Consider the following 18358-nt stretch of genomic DNA (forward strand, 5'->3'; position numbering starts at 1 on the left):
GATGAAGCACGCCACTTTCCGCCCCCGTTTCACCCACGGTGCCCTCCTGCTGCTCATGCTGGGCTCGGGGATGGCCCAGGCCGCCGACACCCTGCCCGTCATCCAGCAGCAGTGGGCCGTCTGTCAGTATCAGCAGACCGGCAAGGCCAAGGAGAGCTGCCTCGAACAGCTGAGCAGCCAGGCCGATCAGGCCAGCGCCAAGGAGGCCTTTCGCACCGACCTGCTGATCTGGTCGGCCATCGTCAAGAGCACCTGGGCCGGTGCCAAGGGTGGGCTGGGGGCGCTGGGTCTGGTCAAGGAGGCCAAGGCCAAGCTGGAGATCGCCCTCAAGCAGGACCCCAAGGCGCTGGACGGCTCCGCCTATACCAGTCTGGGCTCGCTCTACTATCAGGTGCCGGGCTGGCCGGTGGGCTTTGGTGATGACGAGAAGGCCGAGCAGCTGCTCAAGCAGGCACTGGCCATCAACCCGACCGGCATCGACCCCAACTTCTTCTACGGCGACTTCCTGCTGGATCAGGGCCGCAAGGCCGAGGCCAAGAGCTATCTGGAGAAGGCGCTGAGCGCCCCGCCCCGGCCGGGTCGCGAGCTGGCGGATCAGGGTCGACGCATCGAGATCCGCGATCGCCTCGACAAGCTATAAACCCAAGTCGGATCAGAGCGCTATTTAAACTCTGCCCACCAGCTTGCATACTGGTGGGCAGCGTCTTTTGAGGGGAATAACAATGCGGATCCTGTTGGTGGAAGATGATGTGATGCTGGGCGACGGCATGGTGGATGCCCTGCGCAGCAGTGGCTACACAGTGGACTGGCTGCAGCAGGGGCTGCCCGCCCTGTCGGTGCTCAAGAGCGAGGAGTTTGCCGCGCTCATTCTGGATCTCAACCTGCCGGATATCGACGGCATCAGCCTGCTGCGCAAGCTGCGCCGGGAAGGCCAGACGCTGCCGGTGCTGATCCTCACCGCCCGCGACGCCCTGGATGACCGGGTGCTGGGGCTGGATGCCGGCTCCGACGACTACATGGTCAAGCCGTTCGCCCTGCAGGAGCTCAATGCCCGCCTGCGCGCCCTGGTGCGGCGCAGCAAGGGCCAGGCCCAGGCGGTGCTCGAATATGGCGAGCTGCAGCTCTATCCCGAGTCCCAGCAGGTCACCTATCGCGGCGAGCCGGTCAAACTCACCCCCCACGAATACAAGCTGCTGCAGGAGCTCATCACCCAGAGCGGCCGGGTACTGAGCAAGGATCAGCTGCAGCAGAGCCTCTACGGCTGGGACGAGGGGGCCGAGAGCAACGCGGTGGAGGTGCACATTCACCACCTGCGCAAGAAGTTCTACAGCGACCTCATCCGCAATATCCGCGGGGTCGGCTACATAGTCCCCCAGCTTGAACAAGCCCAGCGCCGGGACCACCGGGCATGACGCGTCCCCGCTCCATCCGCCGCTTCCTGCTCTCCGGCATCCTGGCGCTGGTCAGCGCCAGCCTGGCCATCAGCGCCCTCATCGGTTATCTGGAGGCCAACCACGAGATGGAGGAGCTGTTCGATGCCCGTCTCGCCCAGTCCTCCCGCATCACCAACCAGCTGCTCAGTCGCTATCTCGAACAAAATGGCGAGCTGCCCGCCAACGGCACCGTCTATCAGGACTGGGAGCAGCACAACCCGGAGCAGTGGCAGAAGGACACCAGCTTCAACCTGCGGGGGGAAGACCGGGAGCTCACCCCCTTTGGCCACGAATTCGAGCGCAACCTCTACTTCCAGCTGCTGAGCGAGCAGGGCCACATACTGCTGCGCTCCCCCAGCGCCCCCAGCCAGCCCCTCGGCGCCCTGGCCCCCGGCTTCAACAACGTCACCAAGGACAACCACGAGTGGCGCACCTTCACCCTCTACAACCAGGACGAGCACACCTGGCTCATCGTGGCGGAGCGGGATGACGAGCGCAGCGAGCTGGCCAGCAAGATGGCCACCCTGGCCATGCTGCCGCTACTCATCACCCTGCCCTTCCTGCTCGGCCTGCTGTGGTGGCTCATCTCCCGCGGGCTGGCGCCGCTGCGACAGCTGGCCCAGGCCATCGGTGAACGCCACCCGGCCAACCTGAGCCCGCTCACCCTGAAGATCCGGGCCCAGGAGCTGACCCCGCTCACCAACGAGATCAACCGGTTGATGCACGCGCTTGCCGACACCATAGAGCGGGAGAAGCAGTTCACCAACGAGGCGGCCCACGAGCTGCGCACCCCGCTGGCGGTGCTGCGCATCCACAGCGAGAACGCGCTGGCCGCCGAGGATGCAGAGAGCCGTCAGCACTCCCTGCAGAAGATGCTGCTGGCGCTCGATCGCAGCGATCGACTGCTGCGCCAGCTGCTGACCCAGGCCCGCATCGACAACCAGCAGGGGCTGGAGCTGACCGAGCTCAACCTGAACCAGCTGCTGCAGAGCACCCTGGCCACCCTGGCCCCCATCGCCCTGAAAAAGGATCAGCAGCTATCGCTGGAAGGCACCGAGCAGCTGACAGTGATGGGGCAGGCCACCCTGCTGGAGCTGATGTTCAGCAACCTCATCGACAACGCCCTGCGCTACACCCAGGCGCAGGGCGAGATCGCGGTCGAGGCGCGCCAGGAGGGACACAGGGTCAGGGTCGACATTCGCGACAACGGCCCCGGCATCCCCACCGCCGCCCTGTCGCGCCTGTGCGAGCGCTTCTTTCGGGTCAATCCCCAGCAGGGGGACGGGGTCGGCCTCGGCATGGCCATCGTCTCGCGCATCGCCCAGCTGCACTGCGCCGATCTCGACATCCACAACCGGCCGGAAGGGGGGCTGGAGGTGAGCGTGCTGCTGCCCGCCCCCTCCCGCCCTGCCTGATCATCACCATAAAAAACGGGGGCCAGGCCCCCGTTTTTTATGTCGTTCGCTTCCCTCAGCGACAGCTCGGCTGCACCGTGAAGGTGCGGCTCGAATCCACTGCGCCAAGATCCGCCAGCAGGCGGCGCCCCAGCAGCACCGGATAGATCATCTTGCTGCGATCCCGCAGGGTGAACCACTCCTCGTACACCTTGTCACCCAGGCAGATGGACATGGTGACCGTGGGGCGCTGCTCCATGCCGCCGGCGCCGCGCACCGTCACCATGTGCTCCACCGGTCGCTCTAGGGTCTGACTCACCTGCCGGTCGGTATTGGCATCGGTCACCTGCAGGGTAAAGCGCACCCAGGACTTGCCGTCACGCTTGAAATGGCGCAGATCCCGCGCATCGAGCGAGGAGGTGAGCGCCCCGGTATCCAGCTTCATCTTCACCGCCACCCCGCTCGGCATGATGAGCCCCTTCTCAATCCAGCCATAGACGGCGGGATCGGCAGAAGCCCGAGCAGCTCCCGGCAGGGCGAGACCAACCAGCAACAGCAGCGGCATCATTCGCAATCCGAACATCTTCACTCCTTGTCAGGGCAGGGCCGACGCTGGCCCGAGCAGCCCAGAGTGGGGATGGAAAAGGCGGCTGTCAACTGGTGAACGTGACCGCCTCGCCGCCACCAGCGCGGCCATGGCGCGTGGCGTCAGGATCACGCAGATGTTTGCCAAACAGGATTCAATCAGGAGCTTTCAAGTGGAGGAACGGGGAGGCATGAGCGGGGCTGGATGAAACCCAAGGCTGCGCTCAGGTTGTGACGCCAAAGGCTACCACAACGCTGAGTGAATTATCAGTCTTGTTCCGACGGGATTTTTGCCTACACTGTTGTAAACCGGAGGGCCTGAAAACCACCGGTTTTTTTGCGCCTGCCGAAAAGTTGCCACTGCAAAGTGACCTATCAAACAAGGCTCAATAAGGAATTCGTAATGCGTATCGAAGAAGACTTGAAGCTCGGTTTCAAGGATGTCCTGTTCCGCCCCAAGCGCTCTACTCTCAAGAGCCGTTCCCAAGTCAGCCTGACCCGTCAGTTCACCTTCAAGCACACCCAGACCCAATGGCAAGGGGTGCCCGTCATCGCTGCCAACATGGATACCGTCGGCAGCTTCGCCATGGCGCGTACCCTGGCCAGCTTCGAGATGATGACCGCAGTACACAAGCACTACAGCCTTGCGCAGTGGCAAACCTTCGTGAGCGAAACCGACCCGGCGCTGCTGGGCCATGTGATGGTCTCTACCGGCACCTCCGAGGATGACTTCACCAAGACCCGCCAGATCCTGGCCATGTCCAGCGCCCTGCGCTTCATCTGCGTCGACGTGGCCAACGGCTACTCCCAGCACTTCGTCGAGTTTCTGCGCAAGATCCGCGAGGCCTGCCCGAACCACGTCATCCTGGCGGGCAACGTGGTCACCGGCGAGATGGTGGAGGAGCTGATCCTCTCCGGCGCCGATATCGTCAAGGTCGGCATAGGCCCGGGCTCGGTCTGCACCACCCGGGTCAAGACCGGGGTCGGCTACCCGCAGCTCTCCGCCATCATCGAGTGTGCCGATGCGGCCCATGGTCTCGGCGGTCAGATCGTCGGTGACGGCGGCTGCACCTGCCCGGGGGATGTGGCCAAGGCGTTTGGCGGCGGCGCCGACTTCGTGATGCTGGGCGGCATGCTGGCGGCCCACGAGGAGTGTGGCGGCGAAATCGTCGACGTGGATGGCGAACCCTTCATGAAGTTCTACGGCATGAGCTCCTCAAGCGCCATGGACAAGCACGCTGGCGGCGTCGCCGAGTACCGCGCCTCCGAGGGTAAAACCGTGCTGCTGCCCTATCGCGGCCCGGTCGAAAACACGGTGCGCGACATCCTGGGCGGGGTGCGCTCCACCTGCACTTATGTGGGTGCCAGCCAGCTGAAAGAACTCACCAAACGCACCACCTTTATCCGGGTACGTGAGCAAGAGAACAATGTCTACGGCAAGGAGTAACCTGCCGCAGCCACTGTCACGCGCTGACGGTTAGAAGCCAGTCAACCGGTGTGCTACCCTGCGCACCGGTTTTTTTGTATCTGGATGCCCTGACATGACCAGCCCCCTCCCCCCGTTTGACTGGGATATCTTCTGCTGCGTAGTGGACAACTTCGGCGACATCGGCGTCACCTGGCGGCTGGCCCGCCAGCTGAAACAGGAGGGCGCGCTCCCGACCCACGGCGATGAGGCCCAGGTGCGGCTCTGGGTGGACGATCTTGCCAGCTTTGCCCGCATCTGCCCGGGGCTCGACCCCGCGCTGGATAGCCAGTGGGTCGATGGCATCCATATCCAGCACTGGCACGACACGCTGCCCGCGGATGCCATCCCGGCCCGGGTGGTGATCGAGGCATTTGCCTGCCAGCTGCCCGCCCCCTTCATTGAACGAATGGCCGAGCAGATGGCGAGTCAGCCCAGGCCCCCTTGCTGGATCAACCTCGAATACCTCTCGGCCGAGAGCTGGGTCGAGGATTGCCACGCCCTCGCCTCGCCCCAGCGGGTCGGCAACCAGAGCCTCAACAAATACTTCTTCTTCCCGGGCTTCACGGCCAGAACCGGCGGCCTCTTGTGCGAGCGCGGCCTCATCGCCGAGCGTGAGCGCTGGCAACAGGATGAAGCCGGGCTTGCCGCCTACTGGGCCAGCCTCGGCCTGCCGCCCAAGCAAGAGCACGAGCTGCGGGTCAGCCTCTTTACCTACGAGAGCCCTGCCCTGACCAGCCTGGTCGAGAGCTGGTGCCAGAGCGCCACGCCCGTCACCCTGCTGCTGCCGCTCGGGCGCTCCCTCAACGACGTGCTCACCGGCGCCGGGCTGGCAGCGGCCATTCCGACGGCCAAGGCAGGGGCACTGCTGCAGGCGGGCAACCTCACCATCAAGCTGCTGCCGATGACCGATCAGGCCGGTTACGATCGGCTGCTGTGGAGCTGCGATCTCAATCTGGTGCGCGGGGAGGACTCCTTCGTGCGGGCCCAGTGGGCCGCCCGCCCTTTCCTGTGGCACATCTATCCGCAGGAAGAGCAGGCTCACATGGTCAAGCTGGACGGCTTTCTCGACCACTATCTGGCAAAGCTGCCCACCGCCACCGGCCAGTGGCTGCGCGGTTTCAGCCACGCCCTCAATCAGGGGGAAAACTGTCGCGATTGGTGGGCGCAATGGCCGGAACACGCCGCGATATGGCTGCAACATGGGCGACCTTGGTCACAGAAGCAGCTCAGGGATGGGGATCTCGTCACTCGGCTGGTGAAATTTTTAGAAAGCCGTATATAATCTGGCAGTTTTTATCTGCCCGTATACGAACAGGAATTTTTACATGAAAACCGCACAGGAAATCCGCGCTGGTAACGTCGTCATGATCGGTACCGAGCCGATGGTGGTCCAGAAAGCCGAATTCAACAAATCCGGCCGTAACTCCGCCGTGGTCAAGATGAAGCTGAAAGGCCTGCTGAACGGCAGCGCCACCGAGACCGTATTCAAGGCCGACGACAAGCTGGAAGTTGTTCAGCTGGAACGTAAAGAGTGCACCTACTCCTACTTCTCCGACCCCCTGTATGTCTTCATGGACACCGAGTACAACCAGTACGACGTCGAGAAAGACAACCTGGGTGATGCCCTGAACTACATGGTTGACGGCATGGAAGACATCTGCGAAGTGACTTTCTACAACGAGAAAGCCATCTCCGTAGAACTGCCGACCACCATCGTTCGCGAAGTCGAGTACACCGAGCCGGCCGCCCGTGGCGACACCTCCGGTAAAGTGACCAAGCCGGCCCGTCTGAAGGGCACCACCTACGAGCTGGCCGTTGCCGCCTTCGTAGAGATCGGCGACAAGATCGAAATCGATACCCGCACCGGTGAGTTCAAGCGTCGCGTCAACTAAGTTGGCCCCTTGAATCCATGGTAAAAAAGCGAGCCTTTGGCTCGCTTTTTTTATGGGTGCACGGCGCCACCCGGCTGTATTCGAAGCGCAAACATGGCTAAATGGAGTATTCCCGGCTTGTGCCATCCTCCGGAGCGCCCCATGACATCTCTGCATAAAGGTCTGTTGCTGCTGTTGACCCTGGTACTGCTGATCCTCTCCGGCTGGCAACCCTACGACAGGGCGACCTGGCTGATGGAAGTCGCCCCCGTGCTCATCGCCATGCCGCTGCTTGCCCTGACGCACCGCCGTTTTCCGCTCACCAGCCTGCTCTATCTGTGCATCACCCTGCACGCCATGGTGCTGATGCTGGGCGGTGCCTATACCTATGCCCGCGTCCCGCTGGGATTCGAGCTGCAGCAGTGGCTCGAGCTCAGCCGCAACCCCTATGACAAGATTGGCCACTTCTTTCAGGGCTTCGTGCCTGCCCTGGTGTGCCGGGAGATCCTGCTGCGCGGAGGTTATGTGCAGGGCCGGCGCATGCTGGCGTTTCTGGTGGTCTGCGTGGTGCTCGCCATCAGCGCCACCTACGAGTTCATCGAGTGGGGAGCCGCCCTCGCGCTCGGCCAGGGGGCGGATGAGTTTCTCGGCACCCAGGGCGACCCCTGGGATACCCAGTCCGACATGTTCTTCGCCCTGATTGGCGCCGTCACTGCCCTGCTGCTGCTCTCCCCCTTGCATGACCGCCAGCTGGCTGGGCTGGCAAGCACCGACCGGCCGTCACGCTAGCGCTGCCACTTCCCCCTTCAGAAAACCGGCCTGGTGCCGCTAACCCGAGTAACCGGGGGAGCGCACTATGGCCAGATTGTTCTTATCACTGCTGTTACTGACCCTGCTGGCAAGCAACCCCTTGCAGGCCAGCGAGGGCACACCGCTGACGCCGCTCGACTACTGGCAGAACAACGACTGGCAGGGGCTGCCCAACAGCACCCAGATCGACAAGCAGACAGTGCTGTTCGCCAAGCACGACAGCGATAGCTATGTGGGGCTAGCCATCCTCTTGCCCGACTGGCAGCGCAGCGGCCAGCTGTGGCAGCTGACCCGCGCCCTCGGCCGGCTCGGCTTCGACACCCTGCTGCTGCTCCCCTCGCCCCAACAGACCGAACTGGACCCCGCCGCCGAGAAAAAGCAGCAGGCCATCGACGACTTTCGCAAACAGTTTGCCACCCGCATCAGCAAGCTGGGGGATGCCAAGCTGCAGGAGGGGGGCTTCAAGCTGATATTGGCGCAGGGCACCGGCGCCGCCTGGGCCACCAACCTCATTGCCAGCGAACAACTGCCCGCCCCCGATGCGCTGGTGCTGCTCGACGGCTTCTTCCCCGACCAGCAGAGCAACCAGATCTTCGCCAAGGAGATCGCCCAGGCCACCATGCCGACCCTCGACCTCTACCAGGAGGATGGCGGACGCTGGCCATTGCTGGCCGCCGAGGCGCGCAGAAGCGAAAGCCGCCGCAGCCACAAGCTCAACTACCGCCCCTACGCCCTGCTGGAGCTGGATGAAACGCCGACCCGGATCCAGGGCTGGCTCACCCACCTCGGCTGGCTCTGACCCGAAAAATGCCGCCAGCCTCACATCCGGCGCGATTGCCAAGCCATTGAGGCGCAGCAAACTGGCTCTCGGTCGCCGATGTTTGGCATCATGAACGCCTCAACGGCAGGAGGCTCCATGCAGCAAATTGTGTTTCTCGACAGCGATACCCTGGATACCGGCATCACCCTGCGCCACCCCGACTTTCCCCATCACTGGCAGAGCTACCCGAGCACGGCCCCCGAGCAGGTGGTGGAGCGGCTCAAAGACGCCAGCATCGCCATCATCAACAAGGTGCGCATCGGCGCCGCCGAGCTTGCCCGGCTGCCGGACCTGAAACTCATCGCGCTGGCCGCCACCGGCAGCGACAACGTGGATCTGGAGGCGTGCCGCGCCGCCAACGTCGGCGTCTGCAACATCCGCAACTACTCGGGCCCCTCGGTGCCGGAACACGCCATGGCGCTGATGCTGGCCCTGGCGCGCAACCTCTTCTGCTGGCGCCAGTCGCTGCTGGAGGGACGCTGGCAGCAGAGCGGCCAGTTCTGCTTCTTCGATCACCACATCACGGATCTGCACGGCAAGCGGCTCGGCATCATCGGCAAGGGGACGCTCGGTCAGGCCCTCGGCGAGCGGGCCAGGGGGATCGGCATGGAGGTGCGTTACGCCCAGAGCCAGGTCGGCGCCAGCCACGACGAGGATCGGCTGCCGCTGGACGAGCTGCTGCAAAGCGCCGACGTCATCAGCCTGCACTGCCCGCTCACCCCCTATACCCGCAACCTGATTGGCGAGCGGGAGCTCGAGCTGATGAAGCCGGGCGCCCTGCTGATCAACGTCGGCCGCGGCGGTCTGGTGGACGAAGAGGCCCTGCTGCGGGCACTGGCCAACGGCCGCCTCGGCGGCGCCGGTTTCGACGTGGCGAGCGTCGAGCCGCCGCCCCCCGACCACCCGCTGATGCAGGCGCTGCAGTACCCCCACTTCATCCTCACCCCCCACGTGGCCTGGGCCAGCGAGGAGTCGATGCAGCGCCTCGCCGATCAGCTGATCGACAACATCAACGCCTTCGCCGAGGGGCGCCGCCAACACCGGCTGGTGTGAGCGACGCGCCGACCCAAACAAGAGAGGGGCCTGTCGGCCCCTCTCTCATTGCTGGCAGCGATCAATCATCGTCGTGCCATCTGTGTTTCTTGTGCTTTTTGTGTTTCTTGTGGTGCCTGTGCTCATCGTCGTAGTAACGATCATTGTTGCTCTTGTGGCCATCGCCAGTCTTGGCACCGATGGCGGAGCCGCTGGCCCCGCCGACGCCGGCCCCGATCAGCTGACCCGTGCTGCCACCCACGCTCTTGCCGATGGCCGCGCCACCGAGCGCCCCGACGGCGCCACCGAGCGCCGCTTCATTTTTGTTGCCCTTGTTGGCCGTGGCGGCGCCACCGGCCGCACCGCCCAGTGCCGCCCCCACCAGGGCGCCGGTATCACCGCCCAGCTCCTTGCCGATCATGGTGCCGGCCACGCCACCCGCACCGCCACCGAGGATGGTATTGAGTGTCTCCGAGGCCTGCACTACGCCGCTGACCAGCAGCAGTGAGCCCAGCAGGGCCAGGGCGCTCATGCCACGCTTGTTCATCTCCATGGGGTACTCCTGTCAAACCTGATTAATTTCCCCGAACTATACGATTCCCGCCAAAGGGCGCCACTGTCGCAGGAGAGCGACACCGCCTCCCGCGCCGCCTTCGATGCCGTCCAATTCACACATAACACATTGAATTTTAATATTTAAATGACATCAGATGGAAATTGGACAGCGAGCGGTGCCGGGGCCCATCGATCAACAGTGGTCGCTTAGCCGTTATCCATATGACAGGATCTGTCAGCACCCTGCTCCTGCCGGGTCTGCTCCGTCAAAGACCAGCCATCGCGCCCCAGCCGCTTGCTCCGATAGAGACACTCGTCGACCCGCTCGAACAGCAGCACACCGTCATCCGGGCTGTGAGCACCGCCCACGCTCAGGGTCACCGCCTCGCGAAACTCGCGCCACTGCTGATTGCGCACCCGCGCCAGCAGCCGACTCAACCCGGACTCCAGCTCGCTGCGCGGCCAGGGCAGCAGGGCGGCGAACTCGTCTCCCCCGATCCGGTAGACGCAGCCGCTACCCAGCTCCGCCACCAGCAGCTCGGCCACCCGACAGAGCACGCCGTCTCCCACCGTGTGCCCCCAGTTGTCATTGATGCGCTTGAAGTTGTCGACGTCGAACAGCAGCAGCCAGTGGGGTGTGGCGCTCTCCTCCAGCTCGCTGCGACGCTGGGTGAAGGCCCGCCGGTTCATGATGCCGGTGAGGGGGTCGTGCAGCAGAGCATCCTGCCCCTGCAGAAAGCTGGCCCGCACCTGGTCTATCTCGCTCAGGCTGCTGTGCACGAACCAGGTCTTCAGCTGACAGGGTGTCTGGGTCGGATCCCGCACTATGCCGGTCAGCGAGCCGGCCACCAGCGCCTGCTCCTGATTGAACACCCGCACCAGAAAGTTGATGCTGCAAAACCAGATGGCAAACAGCGAGAGCAGTGGCAACACCACCATCAGCAGGGCCTCCTCGAGGCCGTCGTGAAACAGCTCGGGCGGCAGATAGATGTTGAGATCCCAGTCGATCCCCTCCAGCTCCCGACGCAGATGGCGGCCATGCCAGATCACCTCCAGTCCGCTACCCACCACGCCCGCCGTGGTCACTGGCGGCTGATAGAGCGCCATGTTGCAGCCCACCACCAGCTGCTCTCCCCCCCGCGAGCTGATGTAGATGGCCGCCTGGTTGCGACCCATGGCACGCTGCAGTGCCTGCTGGATGGCGTTGAACGACATGTCGACCATCAGCAGGCCGAGCAGCTGACCATCCAGCCCCTTTACCCGCTTGATAAGGGTCAGGATCTGCTTGTCCGAGCCGTACTCCTGATAGGGACCCAACCAGATGAGCTCATCCCCCGGCATTGACAGCGCCCGATACCAGGGCCGGCTGGCGGCACGATACTCGACCGGCTGCTGCCAGGCCGGGTAACTGCTGATGCGGTCCGTTTGCGGGTGGTAGAAGTAGATGTAGTGGCTGTCGCGCTTGATCTGGTGGGCAATGGCCCAGAGCGGGTTGTCGGCCGGCTCGCCGCGGGCGATTGCAGCCTTGTCCAGCGACGCCTCCAGCACCGCCAGCTGACGCTGATTGGCCAGCACCAGTTCGTGGATCAGGGCCGCATCGAGGGAAGAGAGCATGTGGCCGTAGCCGGCCACCGTCTTGTCGATGCTGCGCAGATAGCTGGCCGTCGCCAGGGCCAGGGTCACCACCAGCACCAGGGTGCCCAGCAGCAGAGTCAACGAGGTCAACAGGTAGTAACGCCGACTAATCAACCATTGGATCATCAACACCCCGCAAAAAATTCTGTAATGCGAGGATTCTATGGCGGCCGAATAGAATCATTCATTGATTAAAATCAGCCGCCCTCCGGCTAACTGACAAAAAACATATAAACGTGATACTGCTCATCCATGCCGTGGATATGTATATCAACAAAAAGTAAAAACAGTGACCACTGTGCGTTGACGGCTAACCAGGAAGGGGGTGTTATAGTCTATAGCTTGAACAATCGGAGCCGGATGGCCTTGCCAAGGACCACCAAAGACGATTCCCTGTCAAACAAAGGAGATGTTATGAGCAGTCCGTTTATCGAACAGATCAAAGTACGTCGTACCATCTATGCCCTGGGTGACCAGGTTTCCCATACGCCGGAGCAGCTGACCACTCTCATCCAGAATGCCATCAAGCACAGCCCCTCCTCGTTCAACTCCCAGAGCTCTCGCGCCGTCATCCTGTTTGGCGCCCAGCACCACAAGCTGTGGGACATCGTCAAGGCGGAGCTGAAGAAGATAGTGCCGCCGGAAGCCTATCCCCAGAGCGAAGCCAAGGTGGACGGCAGTTTCCGCGCAGGTTTCGGCACCGTGCTCTTCTTCGAGGACACCGACGTCATCAAGGATCTGCAGCAAAAATTCGCCCTCTACGCCGACAACTTCCCCATCTGGTCGGAACATGCCACCGGCATTGCCCAGTTTGCGGTCTGGACCACCCTGGCCCAGGAGAAGATCGGCGCGTCCCTGCAGCACTACAACCCGCTCATCGACCAGGCGGTACACAAAGAGTGGAACCTGCCCGCCAGCTGGCTGCTGCGCGCCCAGATGCCCTTTGGCAGCATCAAGCAACCGGCCGGTGACAAGACCTTCATGGACGACGCCGCGCGTTTTCGCGTGTTCAAATAAGCGCATCGTCCACCACCCAAGCCCCCGCTCGACGGGGGCTTTTTGTTGTCAGGCCAGCAGCGTCAGCTGCAAACCCGACACCTCCTCCACCACGCTCACCTGGCGCCAGTCCTGGATCAGGGCACTGATGTTCGGATCCAGCCGCTGCCTGCCCCCCACCTGTACCACGCGGCAACCCGCCCGCAGCGCACTGGTGATGCCGGCCGGCGCATCCTCGAACACCAGGCAATCGGCCGCCGCCAGCCCCAGACGCTCGGCCGCCAGCAGGTAGGGCTCGGGATCCGGCTTGCCATGCACCACATCCTCGGCCCCCACCAGCAGGGCGGGCAACGGCAGAGCGGCACTGCGCAATCGATGACGGGCCACCCGCTGACTGGCGGAGGTCACCAGCGCCCAGCGCTCGCTTGGCAAACCTGCCAGCAGAGCTCGGGCCCCGGCGATGGCCTCCGCCTGGCCGGTGTGGTTGATCTCCAGCTCGTCGAGCAGGGCCACCTCCTGCGCCATGTCCAGTTGCGGGGCCAGGGCACGGAGCACCTCTCGCGAGCGCACCCCGTGGCACATGGCCAGCACCGGCTCGGGCGCCAGCTGATGACGGCGGCACCAGAGCCGCCATACCGTCTCCACTTCGCCGGTGGAGTGCACCAGGGTGCCATCCATGTCCAGCAGCAGGGCTCTGGCCCGCAGCACAAGCCGGCTCATGCGCCGACTCCCGCGAGGCCTGGTTCGCTCCCCGCCAGAATGTCGCCGAAGGCCCGCCGCTGGGCCGCCTGTTCATAGCAGGCCAGCGCCTGTTCGGCATTGCTCGCCCAGACTTGCAAGGGGCCGACCGCAAAGCCCTGCTGCAACAGGCTGGTCAGCAGCTCTCCCGTCTCCGGCGCAGCCAGCGGCTGGGCCAGCACCAGGGTTCCCTTGATCAAAAACAGATAGCGTTCGGCAGGCATGAGATGACTCCTTGTGACGGTTCGGATGGGGCCAATGGGGCCCGCTACCAGACCATTAGAACAAGGCGGTTAGATAATTTATAATCACAAAATGGCCACTTTAGATAACCACATGGAATGAAATTCGATCTGAAGCAACTGCAGGCATTCGTCACCCTGGCCGACACCGCCAACTACCGGGAGGCCGCCAACCGGCTGTTCATCACCCAGCCGGCGCTCACCAAGCAGATCCAGGGGCTGGAGCAGACTCTCGGCAGTACCCTGTTCAACCGGGGTCGCCACGGCGCCGAACTGACCGCCATCGGCGCCCAGCTGCTCACCCAGGCGAGCGCCCTGGTCGAACACGGCAAGGGCTTTGAACGCCATGCCATGGCGTTGGCCAGCGGCATCGCCGGGCGCCTCAAGATTGGTTTCGGTCTGTCGAGCTTCGCGCTGGCACCGGCACTGGTGGCCAGCTTCAAGCAGCAGGTGCCCGAGGTGATGGTGCATCTGCAGGACATGACCTCCGCCATCCAGCAGGAGCGGCTGCTGTCGGGCCAGCTGCAGCTCGGCTTCATGCGCCGGCCCCAGGCGCCACAGTTGCAGGAGCACAGACTGCTGACCGATCGGCTGGTGCTGGCGGTGCCGACCCTGATGACCCGGCCGGATCCGGCCGCCTTCGATGTGGAGCAGGCGCTGGCCAGCCAGCCCTTGCTGCAGATGGTCGGTCACCGTTGCCCCGGCCTCAGCCAGCAGATCGCCGGCTTCCTCGGCGCCAACCGGCTGACCGGCATGATCCAGGAGGCGGAGGATATCCAGACCCTGGTGGCGCTGGTGGCTGCCGGCATCGGCAACGCCATCCTGCCGCGCAGCGTCAGCTTCATCGCCGGCCCGGACGTCACCCTCTACCCCTTGTCCGGCCCCTGCTCCGAGTGGGAGATAAGCCTGGTGTGGAACCCGGAATTTGCCGATCCCATTCGCGATCGCTTCGTGCAGCTGGTCATCGATGCCCACCCGGCGCCGCAACCAGCAATGCCGGATCGCTGATGCGGCCGGTTCAGGGAGTCGATATCAGGGGACAGGCGAGGTATCGCCATGGGGAGTGTGGCAATCGAGTATCAGGCGGCCGGCAGCGCGCTGCAGCTGACGCAGTGGCAGCGATTCTTGCCCCCCTGCTTGGCCAGATAGAGCGCCATGTCGGCGGCGGTCAGCAGCTCCTCTTCCGAGACGCGGGCCTGCTGCGGCAACAGGGTGGCGATGCCGACGCTGGCGCTGAGTCTAAGTCCATCCGCCCCCGGGATCAGCAACTCGCCGATGCCGACGCGAATGGCCTCCCCCATGCGGGAGGCGGCCTCGTCCCCTGTGTTGCCGAGGATCAGGGCAAATTCGTCGCCGCCGAAGCGGCACGGCAGATCGGTGGCCCGCTGGCAGAAGGTGCTCAGCAGCTGACCCACCTGCTGCAAGAAACCGTCCCCGACCTGATGGCCGAAGTGGTCGTTGCACAGCTTGAAGTTGTCCAGATCCAGCATGATGAAGGAGATGGGGGTCTGTTCGCGCATGCTGCGCCGCCACTCGTTGTGCAGAAAGCTGTTGAACAGCCGCCGGTTCGCCAGCCCGGTCAGCGGGTCGTGCAGGGAGAGGTAGGCCATGTCCAGCTCCTGCAGCTTGCGCTCGGTGACGTTGATGTGGCTGATGGTGTAGAACTCGACCTCGATACCGGGGATGGCGGAGACCCGCATCATGAACCAGCGCTGGGTATCCGGGCTGTGACAGGGGTACTCCAGATGAAAGTGCTGCTGCTCGTGGCGCAGTACCCGCCGGATCCCCTCGGCCGCCATCTGGGCCAGCGGCTCCACCGAGTTGTCGCACACCCTCAGATAGTTGACGCCCAACCAGTCGTACCCCTCCGGCATGCCGTTCTGTTCGGCGAAACTATTCCAGGCGAGGTTGGTGTAGTGGATGACGCCATCCCGATCGATCACCGAGATCTGCTCCTCCAGCGAATTGAGCAATGCAGACAGGTATTGCGCCCGATCGGAGAAGTGAAACAGTGATCCCTGAAAATAGTCCGCCATGACCCTGCTCCTCACCCAACAACGACGTACCGCACCTGCCGCAACCACCAGCATAATGCCGGTGTTCCCTCCATGACGAAGGGGCATCGGCGGCCATGGCCCGCCCCCGGCCTGCAAGATAAAGATAGATGATCAACCACTTGCACCGGCCCCATCCCTCGTTAGTGGCCGCACCACTGGCTTTCACAAGGAATCCCGTTCCCTCGTCCTCTGCCGTCCATCTTGGTATTGGGGCAGTTTTGCAAAAACCAGGTCGCCTCCTCGCAGGAGGTCATCTGGGAGCAATACTGCCGACCGTCGCACTGACGGACGAAAGTGGGCGTCGCCTGCGGGCTGTCTGTGCTGTCTGCCTCCTGCTGACTGAAAGAAGAGCTTGGCGAAGGCGAGACCGACTCGGCCGAGAAGCGGGAGTAAATGGAGAAAATCCCGGCCAGCACCAGCAGCGGGATCAGCTTGCCGCGCCAGTTGCTGCGGCGCCGATAGACGGGGCGCGGGCGTGCCCTGGCGGGCAGAGGCCGCTCCCCGGTCACAGCCTGTCTGCCCACAGAAGGCGCTGGTTGGGCGCCTGCCAGCGACAGCGGCCGATCCACAAAGAACACCTGCTCGGCCCTGGGTTTGCCATCCTGGCCGCTGCCAAGCTGATAGGAGACCCGCTCGCCAATCTTGGGCAGCGAGCCATCTGACTGCAGCGCCGAGATATGCACGAACAGCTCGGCTCCTTTTGGCTCGCCATCCCCCTGATCGGGGGCGATAAAACCAAAGCCGCGCGCCTCGTTCCAGCGCACGATCCGTCCCTGATAACGCATGCCCTCATCCTTGTGGCCATCGATGCTCGCTTCATGTTGCCCAAAATGGCTGCGGCCCGACAGGGGGCCGCAGACAAAATGTCAAAACAGTGAGCAAGCTCCGCCTGCGGACGGGATCAGGCCAGCTGGGCCACCTTGCAGACCTCGGCGATGCGGCCGAGCATCCGCAGCGAAGCATGGTGCTCATTGGCATCCGCCGCCGCGCAGGCATCCTCCAGGATGGTGATGGCGTAATCCCGATCATGCCCCTCCCGCGCCGCCGCCTGAATGGCCCAGCTGGTACTCACCCCGCACAGATAGAGGTGCTCGATGTGGTTAGCCCGCAGCGCCGGCTCCAGCGCAGTGCCGTAGAAGGGGCTGACCCTGGGCTTGGTCAGCACCAGATCGCCCGGCTGCACGTCGAGGTCGGCGTGAAAGTCGGTACCGCTATCGCCAAGCGACAGCGCCCCGAACTGGTGAGCCCGGCCAAACATGGGCGAGCCCTTGGGTTGCAGCAGATAGTGCGGGTCAAAACCCACCTTGATCAGCACCACCAGCCAGCCGTGGGCGCGGGCATGGGCCAGCGCCTGATTGGCGTGCGCGATGGCGTCCTGTTCCAGCACATGGGCCGCCGAGGCGGCGATGCGCCCATCCGGGTGGGCGATGTCGTTGATGAAATCGATCACCAGCAATGCCTTGTTCATGCTGCCTGCTCCCTCATGATGGCGCCGCGCGCCTTAAACCAGCCCCAGCGCATAGCGTAGCGCCATCTCCTTGAGCGGGCCTGCCTTGTCCGCCAGATTGAGGGCCAGGTTGCGCGCCAGCTTGAGCGGGCCTATCCCGTTGCTGAACACCCCGTAGAAGAGATCCATCCCCGACTGCATCAGCAGGTTGTCGGGGCGGCGGCGCCGCTCATAGCGCCCGGCCAGCGCCAGCTGATGCCAGTCGGCCCCGGCCCCCTGCAGCAGATCGCTCCAGCAGGCCACGTCCTTGAAGCCGAGGTTGACCCCCTGCCCCGCCAACGGGTTGATGGTGTGGGCGGCATCGCCCAGCAGCACCACCCGGCCGGCGTGATAATCGTTGGCGTGGCGGCGCACCAGCGGGAAGCTCCCCTTGGCCGTCACGGCAAACCCGCCGAGCCGGCTCGGGAAGTGGCGGCGCACCTCGGCGGCCAGCCCCTCGTTGCTCATGGCGGCCAGCGCCCGGATGCGGGCCGGACTGTCATACCAGACCAGGGAGCCGCGCTGGCCGGGTAGCGGCAGGAAGGCGCGCGGGCCGCTCGGGGTAAACTGCTGCCAGGTGATGTCTTCCTGCTCGAAGTCGGTGTCGATGTTGATCAGCATGCAGTGCTGACGGTATTCAAAGCGCGACACCCCGATGCCGGCCAGCTTGCGGGTGTGGGATTCGGCGCCATCGCACGCCAGCACCCAGCGGGCGGCCAGCTCGCTGCCATCATCCAGGGTCAGCACCGCCTCGTCCGCACTCTGGCGCAGGCTCGTCACCGCCGCCGGGGTGTGGGTCTGGATGTTGGGGAAATCTTCCATGCGTCTGAGCAACGCCAGCTGCACCAGCCGGTTTTCGATGATGTAGCCGAGCTGCGGCAGACCGAGGTCGGCGGCGTTGAAGCGGGTGGCGAAGCCGTCCAGCTCCCAGGTCTCCAGCCGGCGATAGGGGCACAGCCGCATCTGCTGCAGATGCTGCCAGGCACCGGCCTGCTCCAGCAGCGCCACCGAAGCCTGACTGATGGCGGAGACCCGCAGATCCAGCGGCTGCTCGGGGGCGTATTGCTCCGGCAGCCGGGTCTCGATGACCCGCACCGACAGACCCTGCGCCGCCAGCAGACAGGCTGTGGCGGCGCCGACCATGCCGGCCCCGACGATGGCGATATCACACTGTTCCATAACTTGATTCCTGCAAGGGGTGAGCCCGGGCAAGGGGAAAACACAGCCGGACCGAAT

General features: G+C 64.1%; 20 protein-coding genes. 11 read left to right on the top strand and 9 right to left on the bottom strand.

Going from position 1 to position 18358, the window contains the following annotated elements:
• Position 1: 1 nt before the first annotated feature.
• From AHA_RS16300 to AHA_RS16310, 3 genes are all read left to right on the top strand, one after another.
• Positions 2-640 carry a tetratricopeptide repeat protein gene (locus AHA_RS16300; protein ID WP_011706996.1) on the top strand — a complete coding sequence of 213 codons (639 nt, stop codon included), beginning with the start codon at positions 2-4 and terminating at the stop codon, positions 638-640.
• A gap of 82 nt (positions 641-722) precedes the next feature.
• Positions 723-1412 carry a response regulator gene (locus AHA_RS16305; RefSeq protein WP_011706997.1) on the top strand — a complete coding sequence of 230 codons (690 nt, stop codon included), beginning with the start codon at positions 723-725 and terminating at the stop codon, positions 1410-1412.
• Positions 1409-2848, top strand: coding sequence for an ATP-binding protein (locus AHA_RS16310; protein WP_011706998.1), 1440 nt, complete (start codon positions 1409-1411; stop codon positions 2846-2848). The genes AHA_RS16305 and AHA_RS16310 overlap by 4 nt, the downstream gene beginning before the upstream one ends.
• Positions 2849-2903: 55 nt before the next feature.
• On the opposite strand, the gene rloA3 is transcribed toward AHA_RS16310, so the two are convergent.
• Entirely contained in the window at positions 2904-3410 is a 507-nt protein-coding gene (gene rloA3, locus AHA_RS16315; RefSeq protein ID WP_011706999.1) for a retropepsin-like aspartic peptidase RloA3, read from the bottom strand.
• A gap of 405 nt (positions 3411-3815) precedes the next feature.
• Here rloA3 and AHA_RS16320 point away from each other — a divergent pair, with 405 nt between their 5' ends.
• The 6 genes from AHA_RS16320 (at position 3816) to AHA_RS16345 (ending at position 9434) form a co-directional block, all read left to right on the top strand.
• Positions 3816-4859, top strand: coding sequence for a GMP reductase (locus tag AHA_RS16320; RefSeq protein ID WP_011707000.1), 1044 nt, complete (start codon positions 3816-3818; stop codon positions 4857-4859).
• Between the two features lie 94 nt (positions 4860-4953).
• On the top strand, positions 4954-6162 hold the full coding sequence (earP, locus tag AHA_RS16325) for an elongation factor P maturation arginine rhamnosyltransferase EarP (protein ID WP_011707001.1): 1209 nt from the start codon (positions 4954-4956) through the stop codon (positions 6160-6162).
• Positions 6163-6205: 43 nt separating this feature from the next.
• Positions 6206-6772 carry an elongation factor P gene (gene efp / locus AHA_RS16330; protein WP_011707002.1) on the top strand — a complete coding sequence of 189 codons (567 nt, stop codon included), beginning with the start codon at positions 6206-6208 and terminating at the stop codon, positions 6770-6772.
• A gap of 141 nt (positions 6773-6913) precedes the next feature.
• Positions 6914-7540 carry a DUF2238 domain-containing protein gene (locus AHA_RS16335; RefSeq protein ID WP_011707003.1) on the top strand — a complete coding sequence of 209 codons (627 nt, stop codon included), beginning with the start codon at positions 6914-6916 and terminating at the stop codon, positions 7538-7540.
• Between the two features lie 67 nt (positions 7541-7607).
• Positions 7608-8360: a DUF3530 family protein gene (locus tag AHA_RS16340; RefSeq protein ID WP_011707004.1), complete on the top strand. Its 753-nt coding sequence runs from the start codon at positions 7608-7610 to the stop codon at positions 8358-8360.
• A gap of 117 nt (positions 8361-8477) precedes the next feature.
• Positions 8478-9434: a D-2-hydroxyacid dehydrogenase gene (locus AHA_RS16345; RefSeq protein ID WP_011707005.1), complete on the top strand. Its 957-nt coding sequence runs from the start codon at positions 8478-8480 to the stop codon at positions 9432-9434.
• 61 nt (positions 9435-9495) lie between these two features.
• Here AHA_RS16345 and AHA_RS16350 read toward each other — a convergent pair whose 3' ends face one another.
• A complete protein-coding gene (locus AHA_RS16350) occupies positions 9496-9966 on the bottom strand; it encodes a YMGG-like glycine zipper-containing protein (protein WP_011707006.1) in 471 nt (156 codons plus the stop codon).
• A 209-nt stretch (positions 9967-10175) separates the two neighbouring features.
• Positions 10176-11729 (bottom strand): GGDEF domain-containing protein, encoded by a 1554-nt coding sequence (locus AHA_RS16355; RefSeq protein WP_011707007.1) that lies wholly within the window; start codon positions 11727-11729, stop codon positions 10176-10178.
• A gap of 288 nt (positions 11730-12017) precedes the next feature.
• Here AHA_RS16355 and AHA_RS16360 point away from each other — a divergent pair, with 288 nt between their 5' ends.
• On the top strand, positions 12018-12620 hold the full coding sequence (locus AHA_RS16360) for a nitroreductase family protein (protein ID WP_011707008.1): 603 nt from the start codon (positions 12018-12020) through the stop codon (positions 12618-12620).
• 48 nt (positions 12621-12668) lie between these two features.
• On the opposite strand, the gene AHA_RS16365 is transcribed toward AHA_RS16360, so the two are convergent.
• Both AHA_RS16365 and AHA_RS16370 read right to left on the bottom strand, forming a co-directional pair.
• A complete protein-coding gene (locus AHA_RS16365; RefSeq protein ID WP_011707009.1) occupies positions 12669-13319 on the bottom strand; it encodes an HAD-IA family hydrolase in 651 nt (216 codons plus the stop codon).
• On the bottom strand, positions 13316-13561 hold the full coding sequence (locus tag AHA_RS16370; RefSeq protein ID WP_011707010.1) for a hypothetical protein: 246 nt from the start codon (positions 13559-13561) through the stop codon (positions 13316-13318). The genes AHA_RS16365 and AHA_RS16370 overlap by 4 nt, the downstream gene beginning before the upstream one ends.
• Before the next feature lie 117 nt (positions 13562-13678).
• Here AHA_RS16370 and AHA_RS16375 point away from each other — a divergent pair, with 117 nt between their 5' ends.
• A complete protein-coding gene (locus tag AHA_RS16375) occupies positions 13679-14587 on the top strand; it encodes a LysR family transcriptional regulator (protein ID WP_011707011.1) in 909 nt (302 codons plus the stop codon).
• Positions 14588-14658: 71 nt separating this feature from the next.
• Here the strand turns inward: AHA_RS16375 and AHA_RS16380 are convergent, their stop codons facing one another.
• The 4 genes from AHA_RS16380 to AHA_RS16395 form a co-directional block, all read right to left on the bottom strand.
• Positions 14659-15615, bottom strand: coding sequence for a diguanylate cyclase domain-containing protein (locus AHA_RS16380; RefSeq protein WP_011707012.1), 957 nt, complete (start codon positions 15613-15615; stop codon positions 14659-14661).
• 161 nt (positions 15616-15776) lie between these two features.
• Positions 15777-16421: a cold-shock protein gene (locus AHA_RS16385; RefSeq protein WP_011707013.1), complete on the bottom strand. Its 645-nt coding sequence runs from the start codon at positions 16419-16421 to the stop codon at positions 15777-15779.
• Between the two features lie 116 nt (positions 16422-16537).
• The gene (locus AHA_RS16390; RefSeq protein WP_011707014.1) at positions 16538-17104 is read right to left on the bottom strand and encodes an isochorismatase family cysteine hydrolase; all 567 of its coding nucleotides are present in this window, start codon (positions 17102-17104) and stop codon (positions 16538-16540) included.
• 33 nt (positions 17105-17137) lie between these two features.
• Entirely contained in the window at positions 17138-18301 is a 1164-nt protein-coding gene (locus AHA_RS16395; RefSeq protein WP_011707015.1) for an FAD-dependent oxidoreductase, read from the bottom strand.
• Positions 18302-18358 lie beyond the last annotated feature (57 nt).

It is taken from the genome of Aeromonas hydrophila subsp. hydrophila ATCC 7966, from assembly GCF_000014805.1.
GTDB classification, from domain to species: domain Bacteria; phylum Pseudomonadota; class Gammaproteobacteria; order Enterobacterales; family Aeromonadaceae; genus Aeromonas; species Aeromonas hydrophila.

Bases quoted from the DNA above. Each gene is read 5' to 3' on its own strand.
- AHA_RS16305 (WP_011706997.1), top strand. From the start codon at position 723: ATGCGGATCCTGTTGGTGGAAGATGATGTGATGCTGGGCGACGGCATG.
- AHA_RS16320 (WP_011707000.1), top strand. From the start codon at position 3,816: ATGCGTATCGAAGAAGACTTGAAGCTCGGTTTCAAGGATGTCCTGTTC.
- AHA_RS16340 (WP_011707004.1), top strand. From the start codon at position 7,608: ATGGCCAGATTGTTCTTATCACTGCTGTTACTGACCCTGCTGGCAAGC.
- AHA_RS16385 (WP_011707013.1), bottom strand. From the start codon at position 16,421: ATGCGTTATCAGGGACGGATCGTGCGCTGGAACGAGGCGCGCGGCTTT.
- rloA3 (WP_011706999.1), bottom strand. From the start codon at position 3,410: ATGTTCGGATTGCGAATGATGCCGCTGCTGTTGCTGGTTGGTCTCGCC.
- earP (WP_011707001.1), top strand. From the start codon at position 4,954: ATGACCAGCCCCCTCCCCCCGTTTGACTGGGATATCTTCTGCTGCGTA.
- AHA_RS16355 (WP_011707007.1), bottom strand. From the start codon at position 11,729: ATGATCCAATGGTTGATTAGTCGGCGTTACTACCTGTTGACCTCGTTG.
- AHA_RS16350 (WP_011707006.1), bottom strand. From the start codon at position 9,966: ATGGAGATGAACAAGCGTGGCATGAGCGCCCTGGCCCTGCTGGGCTCA.
- AHA_RS16310 (WP_011706998.1), top strand. From the start codon at position 1,409: ATGACGCGTCCCCGCTCCATCCGCCGCTTCCTGCTCTCCGGCATCCTG.
- AHA_RS16345 (WP_011707005.1), top strand. From the start codon at position 8,478: ATGCAGCAAATTGTGTTTCTCGACAGCGATACCCTGGATACCGGCATC.
- AHA_RS16395 (WP_011707015.1), bottom strand. From the start codon at position 18,301: ATGGAACAGTGTGATATCGCCATCGTCGGGGCCGGCATGGTCGGCGCC.
- efp (WP_011707002.1), top strand. From the start codon at position 6,206: ATGAAAACCGCACAGGAAATCCGCGCTGGTAACGTCGTCATGATCGGT.
- AHA_RS16300 (WP_011706996.1), top strand. From the start codon at position 2: ATGAAGCACGCCACTTTCCGCCCCCGTTTCACCCACGGTGCCCTCCTG.
- AHA_RS16375 (WP_011707011.1), top strand. From the start codon at position 13,679: ATGAAATTCGATCTGAAGCAACTGCAGGCATTCGTCACCCTGGCCGAC.
- AHA_RS16360 (WP_011707008.1), top strand. From the start codon at position 12,018: ATGAGCAGTCCGTTTATCGAACAGATCAAAGTACGTCGTACCATCTAT.
- AHA_RS16380 (WP_011707012.1), bottom strand. From the start codon at position 15,615: ATGGCGGACTATTTTCAGGGATCACTGTTTCACTTCTCCGATCGGGCG.
- AHA_RS16370 (WP_011707010.1), bottom strand. From the start codon at position 13,561: ATGCCTGCCGAACGCTATCTGTTTTTGATCAAGGGAACCCTGGTGCTG.
- AHA_RS16335 (WP_011707003.1), top strand. From the start codon at position 6,914: ATGACATCTCTGCATAAAGGTCTGTTGCTGCTGTTGACCCTGGTACTG.
- AHA_RS16365 (WP_011707009.1), bottom strand. From the start codon at position 13,319: ATGAGCCGGCTTGTGCTGCGGGCCAGAGCCCTGCTGCTGGACATGGAT.
- AHA_RS16390 (WP_011707014.1), bottom strand. From the start codon at position 17,104: ATGAACAAGGCATTGCTGGTGATCGATTTCATCAACGACATCGCCCAC.